The organism is Mobiluncus curtisii subsp. curtisii ATCC 35241, from assembly GCF_000146285.1.
Classification (GTDB): Bacteria; Actinomycetota; Actinomycetes; order Actinomycetales; family Actinomycetaceae; genus Mobiluncus; species Mobiluncus curtisii.
Genome location: NZ_GL385912.1, coordinates 1213490 through 1238497 on the forward strand (window position 1 = coordinate 1213490; position 25008 = coordinate 1238497).

Annotated in this window: 20 protein-coding genes; 8 read left to right on the forward strand and 12 right to left on the reverse strand. The window is 57.6% G+C overall.

What is annotated here, in order from left to right; all coding sequences use genetic code 11:
* Positions 1 to 72: 72 nt before the first annotated feature.
* Positions 73 to 2814 (reverse strand): type I DNA topoisomerase, encoded by a 2742-nt coding sequence (gene topA / locus HMPREF0574_RS05350; protein WP_004007690.1) that lies wholly within the window; start codon positions 2812 to 2814, stop codon positions 73 to 75.
* Positions 2815 to 3233: 419 nt separating this feature from the next.
* Here topA and HMPREF0574_RS05355 point away from each other — a divergent pair, with 419 nt between their 5' ends.
* On the forward strand, positions 3234 to 4991 hold the full coding sequence (locus tag HMPREF0574_RS05355; RefSeq protein ID WP_004007692.1) for a CAP domain-containing protein: 1758 nt from the start codon (positions 3234 to 3236) through the stop codon (positions 4989 to 4991).
* Positions 4992 to 5120: 129 nt separating this feature from the next.
* Here the strand turns inward: HMPREF0574_RS05355 and HMPREF0574_RS05360 are convergent, their stop codons facing one another.
* The 5 genes from HMPREF0574_RS05360 to uppS form a co-directional block, all read right to left on the reverse strand.
* Positions 5121 to 6962, reverse strand: a complete 1842-nt coding sequence (locus HMPREF0574_RS05360; protein WP_004007693.1) for a phosphoenolpyruvate carboxykinase (GTP) — start codon at positions 6960 to 6962, stop codon at positions 5121 to 5123.
* 249 nt (positions 6963 to 7211) lie between these two features.
* Complete coding sequence (locus tag HMPREF0574_RS05365; protein WP_036324921.1) at positions 7212 to 8498, reverse strand: adenylosuccinate synthase; 1287 nt, start codon at positions 8496 to 8498, stop codon at positions 7212 to 7214.
* A gap of 115 nt (positions 8499 to 8613) precedes the next feature.
* A complete protein-coding gene (locus HMPREF0574_RS05370) occupies positions 8614 to 8787 on the reverse strand; it encodes a hypothetical protein (protein WP_004007695.1) in 174 nt (57 codons plus the stop codon).
* Between the two features lie 149 nt (positions 8788 to 8936).
* On the reverse strand, positions 8937 to 10346 hold the full coding sequence (gene phoH2, locus HMPREF0574_RS05375; RefSeq protein WP_004007696.1) for an RNA 5'-3' helicase PhoH2: 1410 nt from the start codon (positions 10344 to 10346) through the stop codon (positions 8937 to 8939).
* 97 nt (positions 10347 to 10443) lie between these two features.
* Complete coding sequence (gene uppS, locus HMPREF0574_RS05380) at positions 10444 to 11220, reverse strand: polyprenyl diphosphate synthase (protein ID WP_004007697.1); 777 nt, start codon at positions 11218 to 11220, stop codon at positions 10444 to 10446.
* A gap of 109 nt (positions 11221 to 11329) precedes the next feature.
* On the opposite strand from uppS, the gene trhA reads away from it, so the two are divergent.
* The gene (trhA, locus tag HMPREF0574_RS05385) at positions 11330 to 12022 is read left to right on the forward strand and encodes a PAQR family membrane homeostasis protein TrhA (RefSeq protein ID WP_004007698.1); all 693 of its coding nucleotides are present in this window, start codon (positions 11330 to 11332) and stop codon (positions 12020 to 12022) included.
* Between the two features lie 194 nt (positions 12023 to 12216).
* On the forward strand, positions 12217 to 12702 hold the full coding sequence (gene greA / locus HMPREF0574_RS05390) for a transcription elongation factor GreA (RefSeq protein ID WP_004007699.1): 486 nt from the start codon (positions 12217 to 12219) through the stop codon (positions 12700 to 12702).
* Here the strand turns inward: greA and HMPREF0574_RS05395 are convergent.
* Genes HMPREF0574_RS05395 through xseA form a run of 3 tightly spaced genes read right to left on the reverse strand, consistent with a single transcriptional unit; the run spans position 12693 to position 15316 of the window.
* Positions 12693 to 13790 (reverse strand): acyltransferase family protein, encoded by a 1098-nt coding sequence (locus HMPREF0574_RS05395; protein ID WP_004007700.1) that lies wholly within the window; start codon positions 13788 to 13790, stop codon positions 12693 to 12695. The two genes, greA and HMPREF0574_RS05395, sit on opposite strands and share 10 nt — an antisense overlap.
* Entirely contained in the window at positions 13787 to 14047 is a 261-nt protein-coding gene (locus HMPREF0574_RS05400; RefSeq protein ID WP_004007701.1) for an exodeoxyribonuclease VII small subunit, read from the reverse strand. Before HMPREF0574_RS05400 ends, HMPREF0574_RS05395 begins: the two co-directional genes overlap by 4 nt.
* Positions 14048 to 14053: 6 nt before the next feature.
* Complete coding sequence (gene xseA / locus HMPREF0574_RS05405; RefSeq protein WP_004007702.1) at positions 14054 to 15316, reverse strand: exodeoxyribonuclease VII large subunit; 1263 nt, start codon at positions 15314 to 15316, stop codon at positions 14054 to 14056.
* A 183-nt stretch (positions 15317 to 15499) separates the two neighbouring features.
* On the opposite strand from xseA, the gene HMPREF0574_RS05410 reads away from it, so the two are divergent.
* The gene (locus HMPREF0574_RS05410) at positions 15500 to 16504 is read left to right on the forward strand and encodes a 4-hydroxy-3-methylbut-2-enyl diphosphate reductase (protein WP_004007703.1); all 1005 of its coding nucleotides are present in this window, start codon (positions 15500 to 15502) and stop codon (positions 16502 to 16504) included.
* A gap of 846 nt (positions 16505 to 17350) precedes the next feature.
* Positions 17351 to 18436, forward strand: a complete 1086-nt coding sequence (gene ychF, locus HMPREF0574_RS05415; protein WP_004007704.1) for a redox-regulated ATPase YchF — start codon at positions 17351 to 17353, stop codon at positions 18434 to 18436.
* Between the two features lie 43 nt (positions 18437 to 18479).
* Here ychF and hypD read toward each other — a convergent pair whose 3' ends face one another.
* Both hypD and HMPREF0574_RS05425 read right to left on the reverse strand, forming a co-directional pair.
* Complete coding sequence (hypD, locus tag HMPREF0574_RS05420) at positions 18480 to 19628, reverse strand: hydrogenase formation protein HypD (RefSeq protein WP_004007705.1); 1149 nt, start codon at positions 19626 to 19628, stop codon at positions 18480 to 18482.
* A 65-nt stretch (positions 19629 to 19693) separates the two neighbouring features.
* Positions 19694 to 19963: a HypC/HybG/HupF family hydrogenase formation chaperone gene (locus tag HMPREF0574_RS05425; RefSeq protein ID WP_004007706.1), complete on the reverse strand. Its 270-nt coding sequence runs from the start codon at positions 19961 to 19963 to the stop codon at positions 19694 to 19696.
* Between the two features lie 172 nt (positions 19964 to 20135).
* Here HMPREF0574_RS05425 and hypE point away from each other — a divergent pair, with 172 nt between their 5' ends.
* The gene (gene hypE / locus HMPREF0574_RS05430) at positions 20136 to 21194 is read left to right on the forward strand and encodes a hydrogenase expression/formation protein HypE (protein ID WP_328840528.1); all 1059 of its coding nucleotides are present in this window, start codon (positions 20136 to 20138) and stop codon (positions 21192 to 21194) included.
* Positions 21195 to 21344: 150 nt separating this feature from the next.
* On the opposite strand, the gene hypF is transcribed toward hypE, so the two are convergent.
* Entirely contained in the window at positions 21345 to 23669 is a 2325-nt protein-coding gene (hypF, locus tag HMPREF0574_RS05435; protein WP_004007708.1) for a carbamoyltransferase HypF, read from the reverse strand.
* Between the two features lie 95 nt (positions 23670 to 23764).
* Between hypF and HMPREF0574_RS05440 the strand changes: the two genes are divergently transcribed.
* Together HMPREF0574_RS05440 and hypB are read left to right on the forward strand one after the other, a co-directional pair.
* The gene (locus HMPREF0574_RS05440; protein ID WP_004007709.1) at positions 23765 to 24115 is read left to right on the forward strand and encodes a hydrogenase maturation nickel metallochaperone HypA; all 351 of its coding nucleotides are present in this window, start codon (positions 23765 to 23767) and stop codon (positions 24113 to 24115) included.
* 1 nt (position 24116) lies between these two features.
* Entirely contained in the window at positions 24117 to 24905 is a 789-nt protein-coding gene (gene hypB / locus HMPREF0574_RS05445) for a hydrogenase nickel incorporation protein HypB (RefSeq protein WP_013188956.1), read from the forward strand.
* The last annotated feature ends 103 nt before the right edge of the window (positions 24906 to 25008 follow it).

Genomic DNA, 25008 nt, shown 5'->3' on the forward strand with positions numbered 1-25008 from the left:
CACCACCACGCTTGGCGCGGGGGTTCCCTGCAGGGCGGTTCCACCAACGGGACGAACCCGGCAGGCTTTCGCCTACTTTTTCGCGGTTTTGGCAGTAGTTTTCTTGGCGGTTTTCTTTGCTGTAGTCTTGCGAGCCGGCGCTTTGCGTTTCTTAGTTGGTCCCTTGGCGCGTTTAATCGCCAAGAGTTCAAACGCCGCGCTTTCGGTCAACGTCGCGGGGTCGGTGCCGCGCGGCACGGTGGCATTCGTGGTTCCATCCGTCACATAAGGTCCGTAGCGACCATTCTTAAGGGTGACTTTCTGACCCGTTTCGGGGTCCTCACCAAACTCCATCATCACGGTTTGTGACGTCGCCGCCCGTCCGCGAGTTTTCGGAGCCGCCAGCAACGCCAACGCTTGCTCGGTCGTCAGCGTGAACAGCTGTTCCTCGCTTTCCAACGAGCGCGTGTCGGTGCCGCGTTTGATGTAAGGACCATACCGCCCGTTCGACGCCACGATGTCCACGCCTTCGCTGTCCTGCCCGACCGTGCGCGGCAAGCTCAACAGTTGCAGGGCATCTTCCAGCGTAAGCGTATCCAGGGACTGTGTTTTCAAAAGGGAGGAAGTCCGGTTTTTGGTTTTCTTTTTCGCAGTCTTCTTGGGCTTAGTTTCACCATCGGTTTCAGCTTGTGGTTCGGGCTGCAGCTCTTCCACATAAGGTCCGAACCTGCCGTTCTTGGCGACAATTTCCAACCCAGTTTCGGGGTGTACCCCCAACACTCGATCACCCTGGGCGCCTTTTTCCAACAGTTCCTTAGCGACCTGCAGGGTCAGCTCATCGGGAGCCACCGTGTCGGGAACCGAAGCGCGTTCCTCACCACGCTGCAGGTAAGGTCCGTAACGCCCCACGCGCAGGGCAATACCTTCACCCAGCTCCACCGTGTTCAGGGCGGCGGCGTCAATGTCTCCCAGTTCTGCCACCGCGCGCTGCAACCCTAATCCTTGCAGGTCGGAGCCTTTACCTCGCCCATACCAAAAATTCTTCAACCACTGGGTGCGGTCGGCTTTCCCAGCCGCGATTTTATCCAAATCGGCTTCCATATCGGCAGTGAAGTCGTAATCAATCAGTCCGGGCAGGTTTTCTTCCAGCAGTTTCACCACGGAAAACGCCAGCCACGACGGCACTAAGGCTTGCCCGCGTCGATACACATACTGTCGGTCCACAATGGTAGAAATCGTGGAGGCATAGGTCGAGGGTCGCCCTATCTCACGTTCTTCCATCGCTTTGACCAGCGAGGCATCCGTGTAGCGGGCAGGCGGGGTCGTGAAATGCTGGCGGTCCTCGCCAGAGTCCAAGTGATCGAGTTGCAGCCGATCCGCGGCTTGCATCCGCGGCAACCGTGCCTCCCCGGTCTTGCCCCCGCCGGGAGTCGCCGCCGGTTCATCACCCTCATCCCGACCTTCTTCGTAAGCGGAGAGGAAACCAGGATTTTCAATCACTGTTCCCGAGGCTCCGAACTCGGCACGCACCGAGCCGTCCGCAGGGACCGCCGCGATTTTTACTGACACCGTGGTACCGGTGGCGTCGTTCATCTGGCAAGCCAGGGTACGCCGGAAGATGAGGTTGTACAGTTTCCACTCGCGCGGGTCGAGTTTACCTTCCAAGCTGGAGGGCAATTGGAACTTTTCTCCGGCGGGACGGATAGCTTCGTGAGCCTCCTGTGCTCCCTTCGTTTTCGTTTCGTAGACGCGGGGTTTATCCGGGACCGCATCATTGCCGAAACGGCTCACCGCCAGGGACCGCGCGGCGGAAATGGCCTGTTCAGACAGGTTTACCGAGTCGGTACGCATATAGGTGATATACCCGTTTTCATACAGGGACTGCGCCACACGCATAGTATCGCGCGAGTTCAAGCGGAGCTTCCGGGAGGCTTCCTGTTGCAGGGAGGACGTGGTGAAGGGCGCGGGGGGACGACGGCGGTAGGGCTTGGAGTCGATGTCATCGACCGACCAGGTTGCGCTCTCACTGAGTGCATCAGCCAACGATTGCGCTGCCGTACCGTCCAAGGCAAACACCCCGGACTTTTGCGCCGCGGACTTGAGCTCTCCGTGCTCATCAAAGTCCTTGCCGGTGGCGATGCGTTTGCCATCCACCTCACGCAGGGTAGCGGAAAACTCGGTGCCGCCCGCCGCGGGGGTCAGCCACGCCACTAAATCCCAGTATTCAGCGGACTTAAACTGCATCCTGTCGCGTTCCCGGTCGACAATCATGCGAGTCGCCACCGACTGCACCCGTCCTGCCGACAAGCCGGTGCGAATCTTGCGCCACAAGAGGGGAGAAACTTCATAGCCAACCAAGCGGTCCAGGATGCGGCGAGTTTCTTGGGCGTTCACCAGGTCGGTGTCCAGCTCGCGGGGGTTGTCGAGGGCGCGGTTGATAGCGTCTTTGGTAATCTCGTGAAACACCATGCGTTTCACGGGGACTTTCGGTTTGAGCACCTCCAGCAGGTGCCAGGCAATAGCCTCCCCTTCGCGGTCCTCATCAGTGGCGAGCAGGAGTTCGTCGGCATCTTTCAGCCGGGCTTTTAACTCGCTGACTTTCTTTTTCTTATCCCCGTCAATCACATAGTACGGCTCAAAGTCGTGATCCAAGTCAACCGCAAATTTCGCGTAGCCAGTCTTTTTCAACGTGGCGGGAAGGTCCGAGGGTTGCGCGAGGTCGCGAATGTGACCCACCGATGCCTCGACGTCAAAGTCTTCGCCGAGGAACTTCCCAATGGTCCGGGCTTTCGCCGGAGACTCGACAATCACGAGTTTTTGGTTTGCTTCAGCCACTAAGTCTTACTCCTTTTAAATGCGCAAAAAATGAGTTTTCTCTCTGAAACATACCTCGAATTCCCCGATTCCGTAAAATTCAAGGATTTCCTGCCGACTTCGTCACCATCTAATTTGTTAGGACTAAGCTCTCGAATTGCCTGTGATTTATCTCACAGTAAAAACACTCCTGTCAGGTTCATCCGATTTGCATGGTCCCTACTGGCAACGAAAATCAACGGTAAACGCCGCACCCGGCAGCAAACCCCCGCCACGCCCTTTTGCCGACACCGCCTAAAATATGTCAAGATATTGATTTTTCATTTATGACTTATTGGCTGCCGATACGATTAAAGGGGGCAGGTGTGCCCAAATCACCAGTTTCCATTTCTGTGTAAGGGGCCTGGAGTGTTGCCATTTGTGAGGGGAGGGACTGAGTGATGCGCCGTGCGTTAGACACTAAACTAACGCCACTTCTGGCGTTCATCTCGATAGTCTGCATCCTCGTAGCGTGCCTGCTAGAGGCACCTACGCTCCCGAACAGCGAGAGATTGGGCGCCGCAAAAGCTCCCGGTCATGTCCACTCCGCCGAACTGCACCAGCCAGCCCCACCGGATGACAACTTTATTGACACGACTTCAAAATCCGAAGTTCGCCGTGCTTACCTGGCACATTACGAAAAAAACATGATTCGTCCCGCCATGAGTGTCGGGGTGGACTTGGAAAACTGTAATCCCGGTCAAGCCGTCACGGACGGGATTCGCCCGGTCCTGGATGCGTGGAATTTCATGCGCGGGCTCAACGGTCTAAATGCGGTGGCGCTGGACACCTCCGGGGCGATTGCCCCCTACACTCAAGCCGCGGCCATGGTTAGTGCCCGCAACGGCAAACTGTCCCACTACCCGGCGGTTGAGGGATTCGCTTGTGCCACCGAAGATGCGGTGCGGGGTGCCCGGCACTCCAACCTCGCTCAATCTATCTCGCAAACCTCCGCGGAGACAGCCCTGTGGTACTACATGGATTATTCCAATCAATCCAACCCCATCAATGACCAGCTGGGACACCGTCTGTTTATGATGGACCCGCAATTGTCCCTGACTTCCATCGGCGCCACCGCGGGCTATACCGCCATCTCGGTGCGGACCGGCGAACCATATCCAGGACTGCCCGCCGAAGCCATGCACAATCCCCAAGCACCCACTCCGGAATGGATGAGCTGGCCCTCGGCAGGATTTTTCCCCAAACAACTGTTGACCTCAGTCGGGGAAACCAACTCCGGAATGGACGTGGAACGTTGGAGCTTCTCGGTGCTAAACGCAGACCTTTCCACTGCCAAAGCTACCATTATCGACCCTAACGGAAACCCGATACCTCTAACCACCATTCACCCTGCTGAACGAGGGGTAACGTACTCGCCCCGCGCAATCGCAGACTATTCCACCCTGCTGATGAAGTTCCCCACCATCGAGAAAAAGCCGGTAGGTCAGGAAAACCTGGTGTACAAGGTGAAGATTGAGGGAGTTAAGAACGCCCCGCGGAGCACTTACGAGTACCAAGTAGCGCTGTTCGATCCGTTGACCCCTCTGGAAAAGACTCCTCCCCATCTGCAGCTAATGGAACAGCCTCTCACCGGTGTGGGGTACAAACTGGTCAACCCCATCAGTATGCAAGTCTCCGCTTGGCCGGTGCCGAAATATCAGTGGCAGGAACGGGATCATGGCGGAGTCTGGACAGACATTCCCGGAGCTAACCAGGAAACCTTCACTCCTGATGGCATCTGGTCCTGGGAGCGATCCAAGAACACCGAGTACCGTCTGGTTGCGATTTCTTCAGAAGGGACCGCTACTTCTGAACCGGTACGGGTGGCGGTCCAGGGGTTAAAGAACATGCCTTCGAGTGCAAAAGTCCCGGTGGGGTCGCGTGTCTCTTTCGAAGCGTCGCCGATTATGGATCCCGATGGCTCCCTGTTCGACACGACCTATGAGTGGCAGGTGAAACGCGCCGGAATCTGGCAGCGGATTTTCGACGACGGGCATTTTGAGAACACCACCACGAATCGACTGTCCATCAGCCGGGTCACACTGGCAGACCAAGGTCTGCAATTCCGTCTGGTGGTCCGGTCCAAGATTTTCAAACTATCCGGCTATGACGTGGTAGTTTCCTGGTCAGACGGCAACGCCAAGCTGACGGTCTACTAAGCTCACGTCTGCGCTGTGCCCGGTCCGAGGTTTAGGCTTTCTGACAAACTATTGGCATACAAAGGCGGGCAGCCACCGAATGGTGACTGCCCGCCAAAATATTAATGGGTCAGTGCCTTTGCGCACTAACTACTTGGCAGCGTGCAGGCGCTCACGCAAGGCTTCCAGCTCAGCCTTTAGCTGCGCCGGGAGCTTGTCGCCGAACTTCGCAAAGTAAGCCTCGGTATCCTTGGTTTCCTCCAACAGAGCCTCAGGGTCAATTGCGAACAACTTGTCCCAGGTGGCGCGATCCAGGTCAATCCCCTCGGTGTTGAAGTCCTCGAACTTCGGGTACTTGCCGGTCGGACCGTCAATGGCGTCGACCTGACCGGACACGCGCTTGACAATCCAGTCCAGGACGCGGGAATTATCACCATATCCGGGCCACAGGAAGTTGCCGTCCTCGTCCTTGCGGAACCAGTTGACCTGGTAGACGCGCGGGAACTTGTCGCCCAGCTTCTCTTGCATCTCCAGCCAGTGACCCCAGTAGTCGGCCATGTTGTAACCGCAGAACGGCAGCATCGCAAAGGGGTCGTGACGCAAGGAACCAGCCTTGACGTCGGTGGCAGCGGCAGTGACCTCAGAGGACACATTGGAACCGATGAACACGCCGTGAGCCGGGGTGTACTGTTCAGCAACCAGCGGGATGTTGGTGGCGCGGCGACCGCCAAAGAGCACCGCGTCAATCGGCACGCCTTCGGGAGCTTCCCAGTCGGGGCAGATAATCGGGCACTGCTTGGCTGGGGCGGTGAAACGGCTGTTCGGGTGAGCAGCCTTTTCGCCGGAGGCCGGAGTCCAATCCTGGCCCTTCCAGTCAATCAGGTGTTCCGGAGCCTCGGTGTCGCAACCTTCCCACCACACGTCACCGTCATCGGTCAGAGCCACGTTGGTAAAGATAGTGTTTTCTTTCATGGCTTCCATCGCCATCGGGTTGGTCTTGTGGGAGGTTCCCGGAGCCACACCAAAGAAGCCCGCCTCGGGGTTGATGGCACGCAGGGTACCGTCGGGACCGGGACGCATCCAGGCGATGTCGTCGCCGATAGTCTCGACCTTGTAGCCCTTGATGGTGGGCTGCAACATGGCGAGGTTCGTCTTGCCACAAGCCGACGGGAACGCTGCCGTCACGTGGTAACGATTGCCAGTCTTTTCGTCCGTCAGGCGCAAAATCAGCATGTGCTCTGCCATCCAGCCGTCGCGACGCGCCATAGTGGAGGCGATACGCAGCGCGAAGCACTTCTTGCCCAGCAGAGCGTTCCCGCCGTAACCCGAGCCGTAGGACCAAATCTCGTTGGTTTCGGGGAAGTGCGTGATGTACTTCGTTTCGTTGCACGGCCAGTTCGTGTCCTTCTGACCCGGTTCGAGTGGGGCGCCCACCGAGTGAACTGCCGGAACCCACGGCTTGCCCGAGTTAATCAAGTCCATCGCCTTAGCACCCATGCGCGTCATGATGCGCATGTTCAACACCACGTAGGCAGAGTCGGTCAGTTCGATGCCCAGCTGGGAAATCGGACCGCCCAACGGACCCATCGAGAACGGCACCACGTACATGGTGCGTCCTTTCATCGTGCCCTGGAACACGCCGTTTTCCCCAATCAGGGTTTCCTTCATTTCCTTGGGGTCAGCCCAGTGGTTCGTAGGACCAGCGTCTTCTTCCTTTTCGCAGCAGATGAAGGTGCGGGATTCCACACGCGCCACGTCGGAGGGCAACGAACGCGCCAAGAACGAGTTCGGGCGCTTCTCCGGGTTCAAACGGGTAAAGATTCCGGCATCAACCAGCAGTTGCGAGAGACGATCCCATTCCTCTTGGGAACCATCACAGAACTCAATAGATTCCGGAGTAGTCATTGCCGCAACCTTAACAACCCAATCAACTACCTCTTCAGGAGCATTTGCGGGAGCAGCAGCGCGGACATCGGATTCAGTAACAGCCATAAAGGGCCTCCTCCATAGAATGTTTCTCTTACACGCTAATTATCGCGCATTTTCGAACATTGTGCAGGGAGTTAAGTCCCACTCCGAGGTGAATTTGTGCAACTTTTTCGCGGTCAAAAGGTCAGTGCGACCGTTCCTCCGGATGGCACGGGTTACCGGTGGTGAACCACCGGTCCGACAGTACCGTACGGAAGAACCTCCCACCCGCGCTTTTGCGCAGGCAAGACCCTAACAAAAACCGTAACGGTGTCAGACGAGGCTGTGTCGCACGATAGCGTCTTCACGAGACGCGCCCGTCCCGATGACGGAGATGCGGCAGCCGACCTTTTCCTCCAGGTAAGTGACGTAATCTTGCGCCGCCTGAGGAAGTTTCCGGAAGTCGGTGATGCCACTAATGTCCTCGCCTTTCCAGCCAGGGACTTCTTCGTAAATGGGGCGAGAAGCGGCGAAATCAACTGAATAATCAGGCATCTGGTCGGTGCGTCCACGCGGCGTTTCGTAGCCCACGCAGACCGGAATGGTTTCAAACTCCGACAAAATGTCCAATTTCGTCATCACCAGGTCGGTCAGACCGTTGACCCGCACGGCGTATCGCGCCACTACGGCGTCAAACCAGCCGGTCCGGCGCGGACGTCCCGTAGTCGCTCCGTATTCACCGCCGAGTTTCCGCAGTGTTTCACCAGTATCGTCGGTCAGCTCCGTCGGGAAAGGTCCCTCCCCCACGCGAGTCGTGTAGGCTTTCATGACTCCGACCACGCGGTCGATACGGGTCGGTCCGATGCCGGTCCCGGTGCAGGCGCCACCCGCGGTGCAGTTCGACGAGGTAACGTAAGGATAGGTGCCGTGGTCGATGTCCAGCATGGTCGCCTGACCGCCCTCAAACAGCACCACCCGATTTTCGTCCAGCGCGTTATTCAGCACCAGGGAAGTATTTGCCACCATCGGGCGCAGCCGCTCCGAGTAGGACAGCAGTTCCTGGGTAACTTCAACGGGGTCAATCGGTTCGGCATGGGACCAGCCCTGGGAGAGACTCTTCACAAGGTCGGACATGACGGTGACTTTTTCGCCCAAGATTTCGGGGTCAAACAGGTCTTGGACTTGAATCCCGATCCGGTACATTTTTTCAGCATAGGTCGGACCAATTCCGCGACCGGTAGTACCGATTTTGCGAGTGCCCCGGAACTTTTCCGAAGAATGGTCTATGGCGATGGCGAAAGGCGTAATCACATGGGCACGGCTAGAGATGAGCAACCGGTCACAGGGGACACCCCGCTTCTCTAAGTCATCGATTTCCTGGAACAAAACTTTCGGGTCGATGACGGTGCCGTTGCCGATAACCGGGGTCACCCGCGGAGACAGAATGCCGGTGGGCAGCAGGTGTAGCGCAAACTTTTCCCCATTAACCACCACAGTGTGACCAGCATTGTTGCCGCCGTTGTATTTGACCGAAAAGTCCACGTCTTTGGCCAGCTGATCAGTTGCTTTTCCTTTACCTTCGTCGCCCCACTGGGCTCCCAGAACTACTATCGCAGGCATTGTTCTTTCGTCGTCCTTTGAAAATCGGAATCGCGCCATACGCGCAGGCTCAGTCTAGCAAAATCATCGGAACTTTTATCCCCTCCGGCTCTGACCAGGGAGAATGACCGGGCGCTCAAGGACGAGAAGACGCCTCCAGCTCAGCCCATTCCGAGGGAGTCAACCGAAATACGCCCTTTTCCTCCGCCAAACGCTTGGAAGCGAGCGCGGCAGCGATGGCTGAGCGCATCAGCAATGATTGTGCCTCCGGAGGAAACGGGAGATTTTGCGGGTTTTCGTCATCACGCACGGGTATCAAACTAGCATTCAGTGGCAAAATGCTGCGGTATCAACACCCGAAACCGCCAAAAATCAACAGGAATTGTCACCTTCGAGCGTGCTCAAATCCGCGTCACACAATAGCGTGGCGCTCGGGGACAGACTTGGGGGCGCAGTGGCTTAGTAATCGAGCAGACTGGTGACCAAATCCGCGATGGCGCTGCGTTCCGAACGCATCAGGGTGGTGTGCGCGAACAGGGACGAACCTTTCAAATCTTCGATAACTGCCGCGATACCGTCATAGCGTCCTACCCGCAGATTATCGCGCTGTGAAACATCATGAGTCAGCACAATTTTAGCGTTCTGACCCATCCGCGAGAGCACAGTCAGCAACACGTTACGTTCCAGCGACTGCGCTTCGTCCACAATCACGAATGCATCATGCAAGGAACGACCGCGAATGTGGGTCAGCGGCAGCACTTCCAACAGCCCCCGCGCCACCACTTCGTCAACAACCTCGGGAGCCACAATCGAAGACAGGGTGTCGAACACGGCTTGTGCCCACGGATCCATCTTTTCCTCGCCACTACCGGGCAAGAACCCCAAGCTCTGACCCCCGACCGCGTAAATTGGGCGAAATACGATAATCTTGCGGTGCTCGTGACGCTCCACCACCGCATCCAGCCCCGCCGCTAAAGCCAGCGCTGACTTGCCGGTTCCCGCCCGTCCCCCCAGGGACACAATGCCGATATCGGGGTTAACCAGGTGATCCATTGCGATACGTTGCTCCGCAGAGCGGCCCTTCACGCCAAACAGTTCCCGATCCGTGCGCACCAGGTGTACCTGGTAGTCATTCCAGATGGTTGCCAAGGCAGAACCGCGCGGGGAACTCAAAATAATTCCGGTATGGATGGGCTGTTCCTCCAGCGTGAGGATTTCAGATTCGGCGACTTCGACACTGCTATCGGGTTCGCACCCCAGGCACTCCGAATCGTTGCTGGCGGCGAGGTCGTCAGCTTCGTCCCCTGGTTCGTCAGTCAACACAATCGTGTCGAATTCCACCGCGCCGTCTTGATACAGCCGCGACATGTCCTGTTCGCTCATCTCGCCACGAACGACCCCGCGATAGGTGTCTGCCCGCGACAGCGAGTTACGGTACACATCCGTGTCCAACCCGAGAGAAGACGCTTTCACCCGCATTGGCAGGTCTTTGGACACGACCGTCACATCCGCCCCAGCTTTTGCCAGGTTGGCGGCGACTGCCAAAATCTTCGTGTCATTGTCGCCCAAGCGCATCCCGGAGGGGAGCACCGAGTCATCGAGAGAGTTCAGCTCGACCCGCACGGTCCCCCCTTGTGAACCGACCGGAATCGACCGATCCAGCCGACCGTTCGCAATCCGCAAATCGTCCAGCAAGTGCAGCGCTTTGCGGGCAAAATATCCCAGCTCCGGATCGTGACGCTTTTTCTCTAACTCGGTGATGACCACCACCGGCAGCACCACCTGATGTTCAGCAAACTTGAGCAGCGCCTTTGGATCGGACAACAACACGGACGTATCAAGCACATAGGTGCGCGCGGGGGTAGCCATATCTCGACTTTATCAATAGCACGCGGTTCTCGTGTGCAAAAGCAACGTATTTCCGCACTTCCTCCTGTGCAGTTGGTCGGACGGGAGGTAGCGCGACTCACTTACCCAAGCGACGTTCCCGATTTCCGTAGTCGCGCAGGGCACGCAGGAAGTCGACCTTGCGGAAGCTCGGCCAGTACGTTTCACAGAAATAAAACTCTGAATTCGCGCTTTGCCACAGCAAAAATCCGCTGAGTCGCTGCTCTCCCGAAGTACGAATCACCAGGTCAGGATCGGGTTGCCCCTTGGTGTACAGGTGTGCCTCGATATCCTCCAGTCGGAGTTGGTCCGTTACCTCCGCCAAGGTTTCGCCTTTCTGTGCGGCTTCGGTGAGGTATTCCCGCACGGCATTCACGATTTCCTGGCGTCCCCCATAGGCAACGGCGATATTGACCACCAGTGCCTGTTCTGGTCCGGTGCCGTCAGCCGCGCGCAAGATATCCGCCAGGTCGGAATCCAACAGAGACGTGTCGCCCAGAACCCGCAAATGGTATCGACCCGAGGCTTGCAGACCTTGCACGGTCCGACCGATAACATCTTGCAAGGGCTGCAGCTCCGCGGCTTTCCGCCCCAGGTTGTCTATCGAAAGCATCCACAAGGTGACGACTTTCACGGGCCATTCCTCGCACCACTGCAACACTTCGGTAATTTTCAAAGCCCCGCGCTGGTGTCCGCGGGTCGTCGGAGCGCCTTCCGCTTTCGCCCAGCGCCGGTTTCCGTCCAGGATAATGCCGATATGCTGCGGCACCCCTGCCGGGTCAATCTCATGAGTCAAACGTCTGGCGTAAATCTGGTAAAGGATTCCGGGCTTTGACTTTTTTACGGAGCTGCTCACATAATCAGTTTAAAACATAAAACACTTAACTTGCCCGTCCTGGAGCGCCGCGGATGGGGTGAGGTGTGCGGGGGGGATTGTTATGGGTAAAAAATCTGGAAGGACGCTAATGCCGCGTCTGGTTAATCCTCGCACCGGACGGCCCTACACTTTTCAACGCTGGGACTGGAAAGCGATGCGCCGCAAACCAGCTATGCGCGGCTGGATTCACACTGTCGCCACCCCGCTGTCCATGACGGCTTCTATCGTGTTGCTGGTTTTGGCGCCGTTATCTCTAAAGTTCGCCTGCGTCGTCTATATGCTAGCTTCCTTGGTGCTGTTCTCGATGAGCGCGGTGTACCACATGGGTTCGTGGCCCAAAACGGTGGACGCGATTTTGCGCCGCTTCGATCACGCCAACATTTTCCTGTTGATTGCCGGCACCTACACACCTATCTCGTTCGGTCTGCTGGCAGGACACGACAGAGTCATTTTGCTGTCAGTAGTGTGGGTAGGGGCGATTTTGGGGATTACCACCTCCCTGATTTGGCCTCACGCCCCGCGCTGGGTGACCACGATTCTTTACGTTGTTTTGGGCTGGGTCGCGTTGATGTATTTCCCCGAGCTCTATGCGGCTTCTCTGCCGGCGTTTTGGCTGTTGGTGGCAGGAGGTTTGGCGTACACCGTCGGAGCAGTGATTTACGCTACCAAGCTGCCGAACCCCAGTCCCAATATTTTCGGTTTTCACGAGTTTTTCCACGCCTGGACAGTCGCGGCTTGGGCGTGCCACTGCGTCGCGGCGTATTTCGCGATACTCGGTTAGGGTTTCACAAGGTCGGTGGTTCGGGTTTCCTCACAGCAGCGGACTTTTGCCGGGTTGATTCGTTTTTTCTAGCGTTTTACTTGGTTTTATTATCTGGTAGAGTGATGAGCGCTTGCGTTGCGGCTGATTTCTAAACTAGCTTGCTTTCTTGCCTGACGCAGGCGCTAATCTTTTAATCTTTCAAGGAGACGATTATGGCTGAAGAAGCGAAGAAAAACTGGATGACCCAGGCGTCTTTTGACCGTCTACAAGCGGAACTCGACGAACGCACGGGTCCGATTCGCTCTGAAATCACCAAGAAAATTGACGCGGCCCGCCGCGAAGGTGACCTGAAAGAAAACGGTGGCTATCACGCGGCTCGTGACGAACAATCTCAAAACGAAACCCGCATCCTGGAGCTGCAGGAAATCTTGAAATACGCCGAGGTAGGCGAAGCCGCCACGGACGGCACCATCGGACCGGGTAGCGTGGTAGAGGCAAAAGTCGGACCGAAAAAGATGACTTTCCTGCTGGGGTCACGCGATGCCGCCAAGGGAATGGACATTCAAGTGTTTTCCCCCGACGCCCCCCTCGGGGTGGCGTTGGCTGGTCATCGGACCGGCGACACCGTGGAATACGTGGCGCCGACAGGCAAGAAAATCAAGGTTGAGGTGCTGGACACGCATCCCTATCAGGGCTGAGATTTTCCTTTCTTTTCCGCGCGTTTGGTGCCAGAAACCGCCCAGGATTTAGACCAGGTGGCAAGTTTGGCGTCAAGTGGCGCGGTGAGACGCGCCATCACCCACGCCAGACCCACCGTCGCCGCGAAGCACGCCAGGGCGTAAACGTAGGGGGCGGCATCAGCCATGCCGAGTTCCTGCAGCGTCAGCATCGGCAAACGCTGCAGCACGTAAACCCAGAACAGGTGTTTACCAAACCAGTACAGCACCGGGTTGCCCAGGTGTACGTACAGTGTGAGTTGTACGATTATCAGGCAGAACAGCATAGCTTCAAGCTCAAACACCAGGAAGCTCACGTGGTCGAGCTTAACGGCGAGGACAAAGAGCGCCGCCGTGATGAGTAGCGCAGAGACGTAACCCCAGGTGCAGCGGTAGACACGCTCGAAGTGCTCGCGGGCCAGGCAGTAACACATGCCCAACAGGTAACAGCACAACGTGTTGTAGGTGTAGGTGGCGCTGCCTTTGAAGTGCCACATGAAAAGCGTGAAGCCCCCCACCAGTACACAGTTCAGCAGGAAAGCCCGCCACGGACGGTTTCGGAAAATGCTAAACGCCAGCCAAGTCAGGGCATAGAGCACCAGAATCGCAAAGATGTACCAGCTGGAAGAACCGATGGACTTCCAGCCAAGGAACGCCCAGGCGGTCTGTGCCGGGGTGAAGGGGCGGGACAGCGACAGGTTCATGATGATGAACAAGACCTGGGCAACGGCGAAGTTCACCCAAGTCACCGCTACGCGCTTCAGCGGCATGGTGTGGACATAGCCGGGTTTGTGCGCCAGTGAATGCGCCACTCCGAAACCGGAATAGAACAGGAACAGCGCTACCATCAGCTGACCGAGTCCGGTCGCGACGTGGTGCATCACCCCGTCCCACGCCGGGTTATAGGGCATGTAGGAACGGATGTGAGCATAGAACACAATCAGGATAAAGACACCGTTAATGCGGGTGGTGTGATCGTGGTCCAGGTATCCCTCGAAATTGTCAGCGCGCCGATGCAGCCTGGCGCCCCACAGCACCAGAACGATAATGAAGAGCAGAAACAGGTTCATTGTGCTTGACGTTCGGCGAGTCGCGCTGTGGCAGAGTCGAGGATAGCCTGGCAGCGCGAGGCTAGCGCTTCTCCGCGATCCCACAATTTCAGGGTGTCTTCCAAGGGCGCTTCGGCGTTTTCCAGGACCTGCACGGTTTCGATGAGTTCGGCGCGCGCCGCCTCATAGCTCATCTCCGTGACATCCTCGTTTCCTGATACTCCCGTTCCCGCTTCATCAGCTGGGTTTGCGGTTTGTTGAGGATTACTTTCGCTCATGATTCTTTACCTTTCATCTCTGTGCGGATTGGTGCCAAAAACCGTGGCGACCAAGGAGCCACGCGCCAACACCGCCTCCAGGAGGTCACCCTTCTGAACTGCACCAGCATCGGTCACGACGGTTTGATCGGGTTTACGCAACACGGCATAGCCGCGTTCCAAAGTGGCTTGAGGCGAGATGGCTCGCAGGGTGGCGCGAGCCGCTGCCAAGTCACGTGCCTGATTAGCCAGGACCGCCGCCACTCGCGACCGCAGCATTTCCACGCCATGATTGATATCGCGGCGTCTTTCGTCCAACGCTGCCTGCGGATTTTGCATGACCGGTCGGGAGCGAATCGCGTCAAGTTCGCGTAACCCCAGCTCAATACGGCTGGAAATGAGTGCCGTCATCCGGGTGCGCGCACCGGTCAACCCCTCAATTTCAGCAGCCAAATCCGGGACAATCCGCTTTCCCGCATCGGTGGGGGTAGAAGCGCGGAAGTCAGCTACAAAATCCAGCAGCGGGGTGTCTTCCTCATGTCCCACTGCGGAAACAATGGGGGTACGCGCGGCGTACGCCGCGCGTACCACGCGCTCGTCAGAGAATCCCAGCAGGTCCTCCAGCGCCCCGCCCCCGCGCGTCACGACAATTACGTCAACCTCGGCAAGGGCATCAAGCTCCGCGATAGCCGCGCTGACTTCCGCTGCGCAGCGTTCCCCCTGCACCGCAACCTCGCGAATCTCGAACTGTACCAGAGGCCAGCGTCGCGTCGCGTTTTCAATCACATCTGCCTGTGCCCGCGCTGCATGACCGCAGATAAGCCCTACCCGTCGCGGGAGGAACGGCAGGGACTGCTTGTGTTCCCGCGCAAAAATTCCCTCCGCAGCAAGCTTTTGTTTCAGCTGTTCCAGCTGTTCCAGGAAACCACCCAAACCCGCCGGGTGAATCTCGGACGCCATCAGGGACAGCGACCCGGTCTTGAGGTAAAAATCGGGCTTGACCCGCATGACCACGCGCGCCCCCGCACTCAACGCCGCTCCGGCGGCAGCCACCACCCCGCCAAATGCCTTGACCGGCATAGACATATCGGCTTCCAGATCCTTTACCACGAAAAAGGACATGCGGTTACCGGGGCGCTGGTTGTATTCGATGATTTGCGCTTCTATCCAGGTCGGATCGACCCGGTTAACGTAATTTCGCATGTTTTCGCTCAGACGACTGAGTGGCCAGGGGTTTTCCCGGGTCGTCTCGCGCGCCAGTCGCGCCGGTTCTGGTTTTGTCACTTCCATGACTCCATCATGGCACAGACCCCGGAGATGAAAATTTCCAAGTTTTGCCCTGGCACGCAAACCGCTAAACTCAAGGCAGCTGCGCACCCACCCGAAACGGTTCGTCACCCGAGACGCCGCGAGGGGCAGCTGGTGCGCCACGGAGAAACCCTCCCGAGGACCCTAGTGCGAAAGTGAAGACAGATGGGGAAAGTTTTGCTGGCGTCGCCACGCGGCTACTGCGCCGGGGTCGATCGCGCCGTTACGGCGGTGCAACGCGCCCTGGAAGTTTATGGTCAACCCATCTACGTGCGCAAAGAAATCGTGCACAATAAATTTGTGGTGCGCACCCTAGCGGCTGCCGGCGCGATTTTTGTTAATGAATTATCTGAGGTTCCCTCCGGTTCGCGAGTAGTATTTTCCGCGCACGGCGTTGCTCCGAGCGTCTACGCCGAAGCTGAACAGCGCGGTCTGGAAGTTATCGATGCCACCTGTCCACTGGTCTCGAAGGTGCATCGAGAGGCGCGACGTTATGCCAACGAAGGCTACGACATTATTTTGATTGGTCACACCGGTCATGAGGAAGTGGAAGGAACCTCGGGAGTAGCCCCCGAGAAGATTCACGTGATTGACACTGATTGGATTGATACCTCGGAGTCTGCCACAACGGGCACAGAATCCGCAGACGCCACCGGCACACCCCCTGCGGATCCCCTGGCAGGTCTCAGCACCGACCCAGATGCCAAGCTAATCTGGCTGTCCCAAACGACTTTGTCGGTAGATCAGACGGCTGCCACCGTAGCGCGTCTCCAGCGGCGATTTCCCGGTTTAATTAGCCCGCCGTCTGACGATATTTGCTTTGCCACCCAGAACCGACAGGGCGCAGTTAAGGCTATGGCGCAACAATGTGAAGTTGTCATAGTTGTCGGTTCGTCGAATTCTTCCAACTCGGTGCGACTGCGGGAAGTCGCCGTCCAGGCCGGAGCCGGAGCGGCATACCGGATTGAAGGCGTCCACGAGCTGAACCCCGACTGGTTTACCGGAGCTAGCACCATCGGGGTGACTTCGGGAGCTTCGGTACCGGAAGTCCTGGTGACCGAGGTGTTGGAATGGCTGGCGCAACATGGTTTCGATGAGGTGCAGATGGTGCAAACTACGCAGGAAACAACCTCGTTTGCCTTACCGAAGCCCCTGCGCAAGCAAAGCTAGGCGGGCACTGGCGGTGCCAGCATACCCGCGAGGTCTGGCGGCGTTCGGGGATGTCTCCGCCACCACCCTCGCGTAAAACCGGCTTGTATTGCACGAATGACCGATTTCACTTTGCACAATGCCGTCTCTACGCAACTCGAATCGCTATAACCTGCAGGTTTAGAAAACCGGGACTCAATGATGGTCTAGATTCCGGGTTGAAATCGGTCGTTAGTGCAACTATTCCGAAAAACGACAGAAGTTTTCACACCTAAACATGGCAGAAAATCCGGAGCATAGACACCGGATTTCAAGCTCGAGAATCAGAGACTACTCGCTGGGTGGTGAATATAAGGTGGGATTTGGGCAGTAGCTGCCATTATTGGCAGCTACAGCCCTATTTCCACTCTTAATCCACGCACGCCCTGAGACCTAGCGGATTTCACGTCCGAACAGCGCTGAAATCTGGTTATACACACAGGAATTCGAGCGAGCTGTGAGCGGAGTGTACCCCTGCGGGACGTGATAGTGTCCGCGGGAAGTTAGGCGGGCGGGGCGGAGGGCGTTGGGGGCGACTCAGCGAGAGGCTGGGGGGTGAGCGTTTTGCGACAATAGTCGCGCAAAACGCGAGGGGGTACTCCCCCTTCCGCCTCTCGCGAGCGCCCCCCGAGCGACCACCCCGCAGATGTGAGCCGAGACAGGCGAGCGGGACGCAAGGAAACGCCCCCGAGCGAACGCCCCACAGAACGAAAACACGCAATAAAACCTATTTAAGTGCCAAATATGGCACACCGAGCCAAATTAATAGGATTAACGCCCGGGTTTAACCGGTTTAGGACCGGTCGGAAAACCCACTAAGATTGAAGCATGGCTTTAACTATCGGTATCGCGGGACTCCCCAATGTCGGCAAATCCACTATTTTTAATGCCCTCACCAGGGCGAACGTCCTAGCAGCGAATTACCCGTTCGCCACTATTGATCCCAACGTCGGGGTGGTGCCGCTCCCCGACCCACGGTTGCAAGTCCTGTCTGACATGTTCCAGTCGGAAAAAATTGTGCCTGCCACCGTGTCTTTCGTGGACATCGCCGGTATCGTCAAGGGCGCTTCTCAGGGTGAAGGCTTGGGTAACAAGTTCCTGGCGAACATCCGCGAAGCAGACGCGATTTGCCAGGTCACTCGCGCTTTTACCGATCCTGACGTGGTTCACGTGGAGGGAAAAATTGACCCCGCCTCCGACATTGAAACCATTTCTACCGAGCTAATTCTGGCCGACTTGCAGACTCTCGAGAACACGATTCCTCGCCTGCGCAAAGAAGTCAGCGGCAAAAAAACCCCGAAAGAAGTGCTGGCGGAGGCGGAAAAATGTGAGGAATACCTCAACGCCGGCACGGTTCTCTCCAAGGAAATCGCAGTGGGAAACCTGGACCGAGATATCGTCAAGACTTTCCAACTGATGACCTCGAAGCCTTTCATTTACGTATTCAACATGGACGCAGCCGGTCTGGCAGACAAAGCAAAACAGGCGGAACTCGCTGCCCTGGTCGCTCCTGCCGAAGCCATTTTACTCGACGGCGCCTTCGAAGCGGAACTGGTAGAACTCGATGCCGAGGACGCTCAAGAGATGCTGGCAGACGCCGGGATTAAGGAATCCGGTCTGGACAAATTGGCGCGCGTTGGCTTTAACACGCTGGGGCTGCAAACGTTCCTGACCGCTGGAGAAAAAGAATCCCGCGCTTGGACCATTCATCAGGGCGACACCGCCCCGCAGGCTGCCGGCGTGATTCACACCGACTTTGAACGTGGCTTCATCAAGGCTGATGTCATTTCATACGACGAGTTGGTGGAAATCGGCGACATTCATAAGGCTCGCGAATTGGGCAAAGTCCGCCAGGAGGGCAAGGAATACGTGATGCAAGACGGCGACGTGGTCGAGTTCAAGTTCAACGTCTAACCGCGGCGCGAGCTTAGCACTCTCGAGCCTAGTCCCCGCTAGCTTAATCCTCGATAACGATGGCGTGGGCAGTCTCCCGGTCAATGCGACCGAAGTTATAGAACGCGGCACAGGCTCCTTCGGGGGAAACCATGCAGGTCCCGATGGGTTTTTCCGGCGAGCAGGCAGTGCCGAATACTTTGCATTCCCACGGTTTAATCCGTCCGGTCAACACGGAACCGCATTCACAAGCCGGCGGATCGGGAATCCGCTTGCCGGGAACATCAAATAACCGCTCGGCGTCCCAGGCGGCAAATTCCTCAGAAATCCCCATACCGGAATACGGCATCCACCCCAAGCCACGCCACTCGAACGTGTCGCGGGTCGCAAACACGCGATTCAGCAATCGCAATGCCGCGGGATTACCACCATCACGCACGACCCGGGAATACTGGTTTTCTACTCGAGCCTCGCCGCGCGCTATTGCCCCACTCGTGTACTGGTCGATGAGCATCGCCACGGCCTGCAATATATCCAGCGGCTCGAAACCGGTCACGACCACGGGTTTGTTGAATTCCTCGGGCAGGAATTTGAATGCGTCGGCTCCCACTACGGTACCGACGTGACCCGGTCCGATAAACCCGTCTATCCGCGTCTCATCGGCGCCCACAATGGCACGCAGGGGTGGCTCGATTTTGACGTGGTTAGAAAACACCGAAAAGTTCCGCACCTGCTGTTTCTGTGCTGCCACCAGGGTCACAGCGGTGGAAGGCGCGGTAGTTTCAAACCCGATAGCAAAGAAAACGACCTGTTTATCCGGGTTTTCTTTGGCAATCTTGAGGGAATCCAACGGGGAATACACGAACCGCACATCGCAACCGCGAGCGCGCGCCTGCAACAGCGACTCTTGTGAACCCGGAACCCGCATCATGTCCCCAAAAGTAGTCAAAATCACGTCCGGCTGATTCGCCAGCCACAGCGCATCATCCACCCGCCCCATCGGAATAACGCACACCGGGCAGCCAGGACCGTGAATAAACTGAACGTTCTCCGGCAGCAAATGCTCCAAACCGTGCCGGTAAATCGTGTGGGTGTGACCTCCGCAAATCTCCATAAACGCCAGTGGTCGTTCAAAATGGGCGGCCTCGGCATTGATGCGCTGCACCAGTTTCCGGGCAAACTCGGGGTCGCGAAATTCGTCAACGTACTTCATTTCGTGATTGCTCTTTCCTAGACAGATTCCTCGACAAACTTCCGCGCTAACGCCAGAAGGGTGCCCTAATCCGCTGAAGTGGTCTTAAACTGTTCCAGTTCGCTCTCGAACTGACCGAGTTTCTTAATTTGATCCAGGGTGGTGGCAGCTTCCGCAGCATCAATCTTGGACATGGCGAAACCAACATGCACCAGCACCCAATCGCCAATCTTGACGTCCTCATCCATCAGCAAATCTGTGGAAATCATTCGTTCCACCCCAGACAGGGACACTTTCGCCCGTCCGCTTTCTGCCTCGTCAAAAGCCACAATCTCGGCAGGCACTCCCAAACACATCGGCTGCTCCCTTCCCCTCTACCTTTCCAGGTTACTTACATTGTCCCACTCCGTCCAAAAGATGAAAAATACGTGTCGTTTGTGCAATTATCAATGTGTGGATCCAAAGAACCGCCTAAACACAGATGAAGTACAAGTGAACTCAAATATCGCGCGGGTACGCCGCCGCGGCATGAGACTAAAAGACGACTATGTGACGCTTTCCCACGGGGCAGGAGGTAAGGCGTCAGCCGCCCTGGTCGAACAGGTTTTCGTTTCTGGTTACGGCAACGAGGTGCTCGACGAAATGACCGATGCGGGGGTGCTTCCCTTGACGGAGCTGCTCGCAGGTCTGACCGGAGAGGACACCAGCTCGGTGGGCGGCAAACTCGCGATGTCCACCGATTCCTATGTGGTCAATCCGCTGGTTTTTCCCGGTGGCTCTATCGGCGAGCTGGCAGTGAATGGGACGGTCAATGACCTGGCGGTCAGCGGGGCTATCCCGAAAGTCATCAGCGCTGGTTTCATCCTGGAAGAAGGTCTGCCTATCGCGGATTTGCGCCGCGAAGTCCAAGCTATGCACGACGCAGCCGAGGCGGCAGGAGTGCAGATTATCACCGGTGACACCAAGGTCGTCCCGAAAGGCAGCGGTGACAAGCTGTTCATCAACACTGCCGGTGTCGGTATCGTGCCTGCGGGTCGGGAACTGGGTGCCAGCAAGGTGCAGCGCGGGGATCGCGTCATTGTGTCCGGCGCGATTGCTGACCACGGCATGTCGGTCATGATGGCGCGGGGTGACCTGGCAATTCAAGCCCCTATTGAATCTGACACTAGGGCGGTCAATCACCTGGTCGAAGCCCTGATTGAGGCGGTCCCGGAGACTCGCTGGATGCGTGACGCGACTCGCGGTGGCTTGGGAACGGTGTTGAATGAGCTGGCGATGGCAACCGGCTGGGGCATCGCCGTTGAGGACGAGGTCGTGCCGGTGCACGAGATGACCCGCGGCGCTTGCGACATGTTGGGGATTGACCCGATTTATGTCGCTAACGAGGGCATGTTTGTAGCGGTGGTTCCGGCTGACCAGGTGGATACAGCTGTGGCAGCGCTGCGGAAACTGCCCGGTGGTGGGGAAGCAGCAAATATCGGTCGGGTCGTGTCTAAACCGGAGTCTTCAGTGGTGATGGTGACTGCGTTCTCCGGCACCCGCATGATTGACATGTTGGTCGGCGACCCGCTGCCACGTATCTGTTGAGTAAAAACCCCGCGTAAATCCCCAAATATTCACCCAGAGTGTATTTATAGAGTGGAAATAGGGCAGTAGCTGCCATTATTGGCAGCTACTGCCCTATTTCCACCTTATATTCCACACACGCCCAACAGCAGCGGAGAAATTAGGGCATCCTCAGCACGCTCCGAGCACTGCTGCCCACACTTGTCCCAGGCTCAAGCCCCCATCGTTGGGCGGCACGTTCTGGTGGGTCAGCACCCGGTATCCGCCCTCTTCCAAGAAACTCACAAAGTGCCTGGTGAACATCCGGTTGAGGGCAACCCCGCCGGTCAACCCCACGGTTTTGGTGTCTGCCTGTTCCGCGACTTGGCAGACCTGTTCTCCCAGCAGCTGCGCCAAACCCACATGGAACGCCCAAGCACGCTCGCCGACGGGTCGGTCAACCTCGCCCAATTTCTCCACAAGCTCCTGATAGCTGCCGACCTGTGGCAGACTTGCCTCCGGGTGGGCGTTTGCCCAGCTGGTAGCCACGTGTTCCAGTTCCATCGCGGCCTGGGCCTCATAGGTCACCTCGGTGCGAATCCCTAAAATCGCCGCGGCCGCATCAAACAGCCGTCCGCAACTGGTGGTCGCACTCACCCCAAAACCGCTAGCCAGCTGGCTTTTCACCAGTTCCAGTTCGGTCGATTTGCCTGGCTGCGACCCGATTTCAGCGCTGATTTTCTCTGTAATCCAGTCCATGCCCCAATCGTGGGCAATCCCCAATGCGACCCGCCAGGGATAGCGCACCGCGCGGTCGCCACCGACCAGGCTGAAAGTCGGCACGTGCGCACTGCGCTGCCACTGTGCTCCGCGAATATCCAAGACTTCCCCGCCCCAAATAGTGCCGTCTGTCCCGTAGCCGGTACCGTCCACCGACACCACCACTGCCGGATCGAGACAGGAATGCTCTGCCAGCAAGGAATAGGCGTGGGCGACGTGGTGCTGCACCTGTGTCAGTTCGATGTCATGAGAGGCAGCAAAACGTTCCGCCCAGCTGACCGTGGAATAGTTTGGGTGCAGGTCACACACGACTTTTTCGGGGCGTTGCCGCTGGAAGTTCAGCAGTTGCGTCACTGCCCGGTCAAATGCTTCCTGACTGGCGAGCGTGCCCATATCCCCGATATGCCCCGAAATATGCGCCCAGCTCCCGTGTGCCAGGCAGAACGTGTTTTTCAGTTCTCCACCCACTGCCAAAATCGGCACGGTGGCTGGCTGCGGCAGCGCGACCGGCAGTGGCGCGTATCCCCGAGAACGCCGTGAAGGAATGGTGACCTGTGCGTTTGCCAGGAATACGGAGTCCTCCATGGGCAGGTGAATGTCGCGGTCATGGAACACAAACGCATCGACAATTCCCGCCAGCCGCTCGGCAGCGTCCTGGTTCGTGAAGCACAAGGGTTCACCTGCCAGGTTTCCCGAAGTCGCCACCAGCGCCATCTGGGCGCATTCCCCGCTCAACAACTCCAGGTGCAGTGGCGCGTAAGGCAGCAAAATTCCCACGTCCCCCAGACCGGGAGCGATCGCGGGAGCCAGGTCATATTCCTGCCCGAAAGGGGCAATCACAATGGGTCGGGCGGCAGTCTGCAACGTCCGCAGCTGGTCTGCGTCAAGTCGCGCCAGCCGGGCGGCGGTCGCAGCATCCGCCACCATGACGGCAAACGGCTTATCCCCCCGATCTTTGCGTTTCCGCAGCCGCGCGACCGCGGCTTCATTGCGGGCGTCACACATGAGGTGGAAACCGCCGATGCCCTTCACTGCCAGGATTTGTCCGGCTCGTAACCGCCGCCGGGCTTCGTCCAGAGCCGCAGCAATCAACGGTCGGCGGTCCCCTTCTGGGGGCCACAAGTCCGGCGCGTCTGCCGGGCTGACCCACAGCACTGGTCCGCAGTCGTAGCAGCTGACGGGCTGGGCATGATAGCGCCGGTTGGTCGGATTGGTATATTCCTGGTGGCAAGCGGGACACATCGGAAACTTCACCATGGTGGTGGTGTCCCGGTCATAAGGGAGGTCCACCATGATGGTGGCTCGTGGTCCACAGTTCGTGCAGGTGGTGAAGGGGTAGCGGTAGCGTCGGTTCGTCGGGTCTGCCATCTCGGCTTGACAATCGGGACAGGTGGCAGTGTCTGGGGGAATCAGAGTGCGGGCGCCGGGGCGACGGCGGGAAGGCACAATGCGAAACTCAGTTTCACCCTTCTGTTCGGGCAGGTCTGTGGACGAGCTGTGCAGCACACTAGCCAGCGGAGGCAGGGTCGCCAGCATGGTTTCCATGAAGCCGTCCACCGCCTCACGCGCGCCTTGGGCTTCGATAAACACTGACTCGTCGTCGTTTCCGACAAAACCGGTGATGGGGTACTGGGCAGCCACTTTGGCAACGTGCGGACGGAAACCGACTCCCTGCACCACCCCCCGCAGTTCGTAAGCTCGGCGCATTTCTAACCTCCTGGCCACCATGTCACGCATTTCTAAGCCTAGTAGCTCTGACGCCCCGCGGCAGAAAACGGTAGGGTGGAATGCGCCGCGAGGAACCCATACTTAGTGATTAACGAGGAGACACGATGCACGAAGTCGCCCTGTCCCAACAGCTGGCTCGGGTGGTAGCGCGCGGGGCGGCGGGACGCGAAGTACTGTCTGTCCAGGTAGAGGTCGGGCATCTGCGTCAGGTCGTGCCCGAAGCGCTGCGTTTTGCCTGGAGTGCGGTCCGGAAAAATACCCTCCAAGGTCCCGCCGAACTGCACATCACCGAGATTCCAGCAGTCATCGTTTGTCAGGAGTGCCACGCACAGACACAGCTGGGAGAGTATCTGGATTTCCGTTGCGGGCAGTGTTCTTCACGCGAGGTCGAGACAATCAGTGGAGAAGAGTTTAGAGTGGTATCGATAGATGTCACGCCAGAGAGGAATCATTAGCATGGGACGTTTTCATCGCCACGACGACGGCACAGTACACGAGCATGACCACGGGGATCACTCCCACCATCACGACCACGGCGACTACGTGGCAGATCCGGAAGTCATCGGGGATCACTCGGGATACGAGACCGAACGCGAACGCATCGAGATTCTGGAAGATATCTATGCGGAAAATGACCACTTAGCCCAGCACAATCGGGAATCCTTCGCCGCGCACGGGGTGAAGGTCGTGAATCTCATGAGTTCACCAGGGTCGGGCAAAACGACTTTGCTGGAGCGTACTTTGGCGCAGCTGCAGGGCAAACTGCGGGTCGGGATTATTGAAGGCGATATTGAGACCCCGTTGGATGCTGAGCGCTTAGGTGGCTACGGTGCCCAAATTTCCCTGTTGAATACCGGTCATGGTTTCGGTGGGGAATGCCACCTGGATGCCCCGATGGTGCATCATGCCCTGGACGACTTGGATCTCAGCCAGCTGGATCTGGTCATCATCGAAAACGTAGGCAACTTGGTGTGCCCAGCTGAATTTGATGTCGGCGAAACTGCCAAGGCTATGCTGTTCTCGATTACCGAGGGCGAGGACAAACCGTTGAAGTACCCGGTCATGTTCCGTTCGGTGAAAATCGTGGTGGTGAACAAGATGGATTTGGCTCCCTACCTGAACTTTGACATGGACAAGTTCCGTGGCTACCTGGAACAGGTCAATCCGGGTGTGCAAGTCGTCGAACTCTCTGCCCAAACCGGCGATGGCGTCGAGGCTTGGATTGACTGGCTGAAAGAACTTTGAATAAGTCATCTGAGCTTTGCGAAAAGGCATGGCACTTTTTGCCCGGTTTTTAGGCTCAACTGCGAAAACCCGGTAGAATGAGAGTATGGACGTTGTTGTCCAA

Excerpts from the sequence above, each read along its gene's own strand:
- HMPREF0574_RS05355 (WP_004007692.1), top strand. The coding sequence starts at position 3,234 with ATGCGCCGTGCGTTAGACACTAAACTAACGCCACTTCTGGCGTTCATC.
- HMPREF0574_RS05360 (WP_004007693.1), bottom strand. The coding sequence starts at position 6,962 with ATGGCTGTTACTGAATCCGATGTCCGCGCTGCTGCTCCCGCAAATGCT.
- HMPREF0574_RS05365 (WP_036324921.1), bottom strand. The coding sequence starts at position 8,498 with ATGCCTGCGATAGTAGTTCTGGGAGCCCAGTGGGGCGACGAAGGTAAA.
- phoH2 (WP_004007696.1), bottom strand. The coding sequence starts at position 10,346 with ATGGCTACCCCCGCGCGCACCTATGTGCTTGATACGTCCGTGTTGTTG.
- trhA (WP_004007698.1), top strand. The coding sequence starts at position 11,330 with ATGCCGCGTCTGGTTAATCCTCGCACCGGACGGCCCTACACTTTTCAA.
- greA (WP_004007699.1), top strand. The coding sequence starts at position 12,217 with ATGGCTGAAGAAGCGAAGAAAAACTGGATGACCCAGGCGTCTTTTGAC.
- HMPREF0574_RS05395 (WP_004007700.1), bottom strand. The coding sequence starts at position 13,790 with ATGAACCTGTTTCTGCTCTTCATTATCGTTCTGGTGCTGTGGGGCGCC.
- HMPREF0574_RS05400 (WP_004007701.1), bottom strand. The coding sequence starts at position 14,047 with ATGAGCGAAAGTAATCCTCAACAAACCGCAAACCCAGCTGATGAAGCG.
- xseA (WP_004007702.1), bottom strand. The coding sequence starts at position 15,316 with ATGGAAGTGACAAAACCAGAACCGGCGCGACTGGCGCGCGAGACGACC.
- HMPREF0574_RS05410 (WP_004007703.1), top strand. The coding sequence starts at position 15,500 with ATGGGGAAAGTTTTGCTGGCGTCGCCACGCGGCTACTGCGCCGGGGTC.
- ychF (WP_004007704.1), top strand. The coding sequence starts at position 17,351 with ATGGCTTTAACTATCGGTATCGCGGGACTCCCCAATGTCGGCAAATCC.
- hypD (WP_004007705.1), bottom strand. The coding sequence starts at position 19,628 with ATGAAGTACGTTGACGAATTTCGCGACCCCGAGTTTGCCCGGAAACTG.
- HMPREF0574_RS05425 (WP_004007706.1), bottom strand. The coding sequence starts at position 19,963 with ATGTGTTTGGGAGTGCCTGCCGAGATTGTGGCTTTTGACGAGGCAGAA.
- hypE (WP_328840528.1), top strand. The coding sequence starts at position 20,136 with ATGAGACTAAAAGACGACTATGTGACGCTTTCCCACGGGGCAGGAGGT.
- hypF (WP_004007708.1), bottom strand. The coding sequence starts at position 23,669 with ATGCGTGACATGGTGGCCAGGAGGTTAGAAATGCGCCGAGCTTACGAA.
- HMPREF0574_RS05440 (WP_004007709.1), top strand. The coding sequence starts at position 23,765 with ATGCACGAAGTCGCCCTGTCCCAACAGCTGGCTCGGGTGGTAGCGCGC.
- hypB (WP_013188956.1), top strand. The coding sequence starts at position 24,117 with ATGGGACGTTTTCATCGCCACGACGACGGCACAGTACACGAGCATGAC.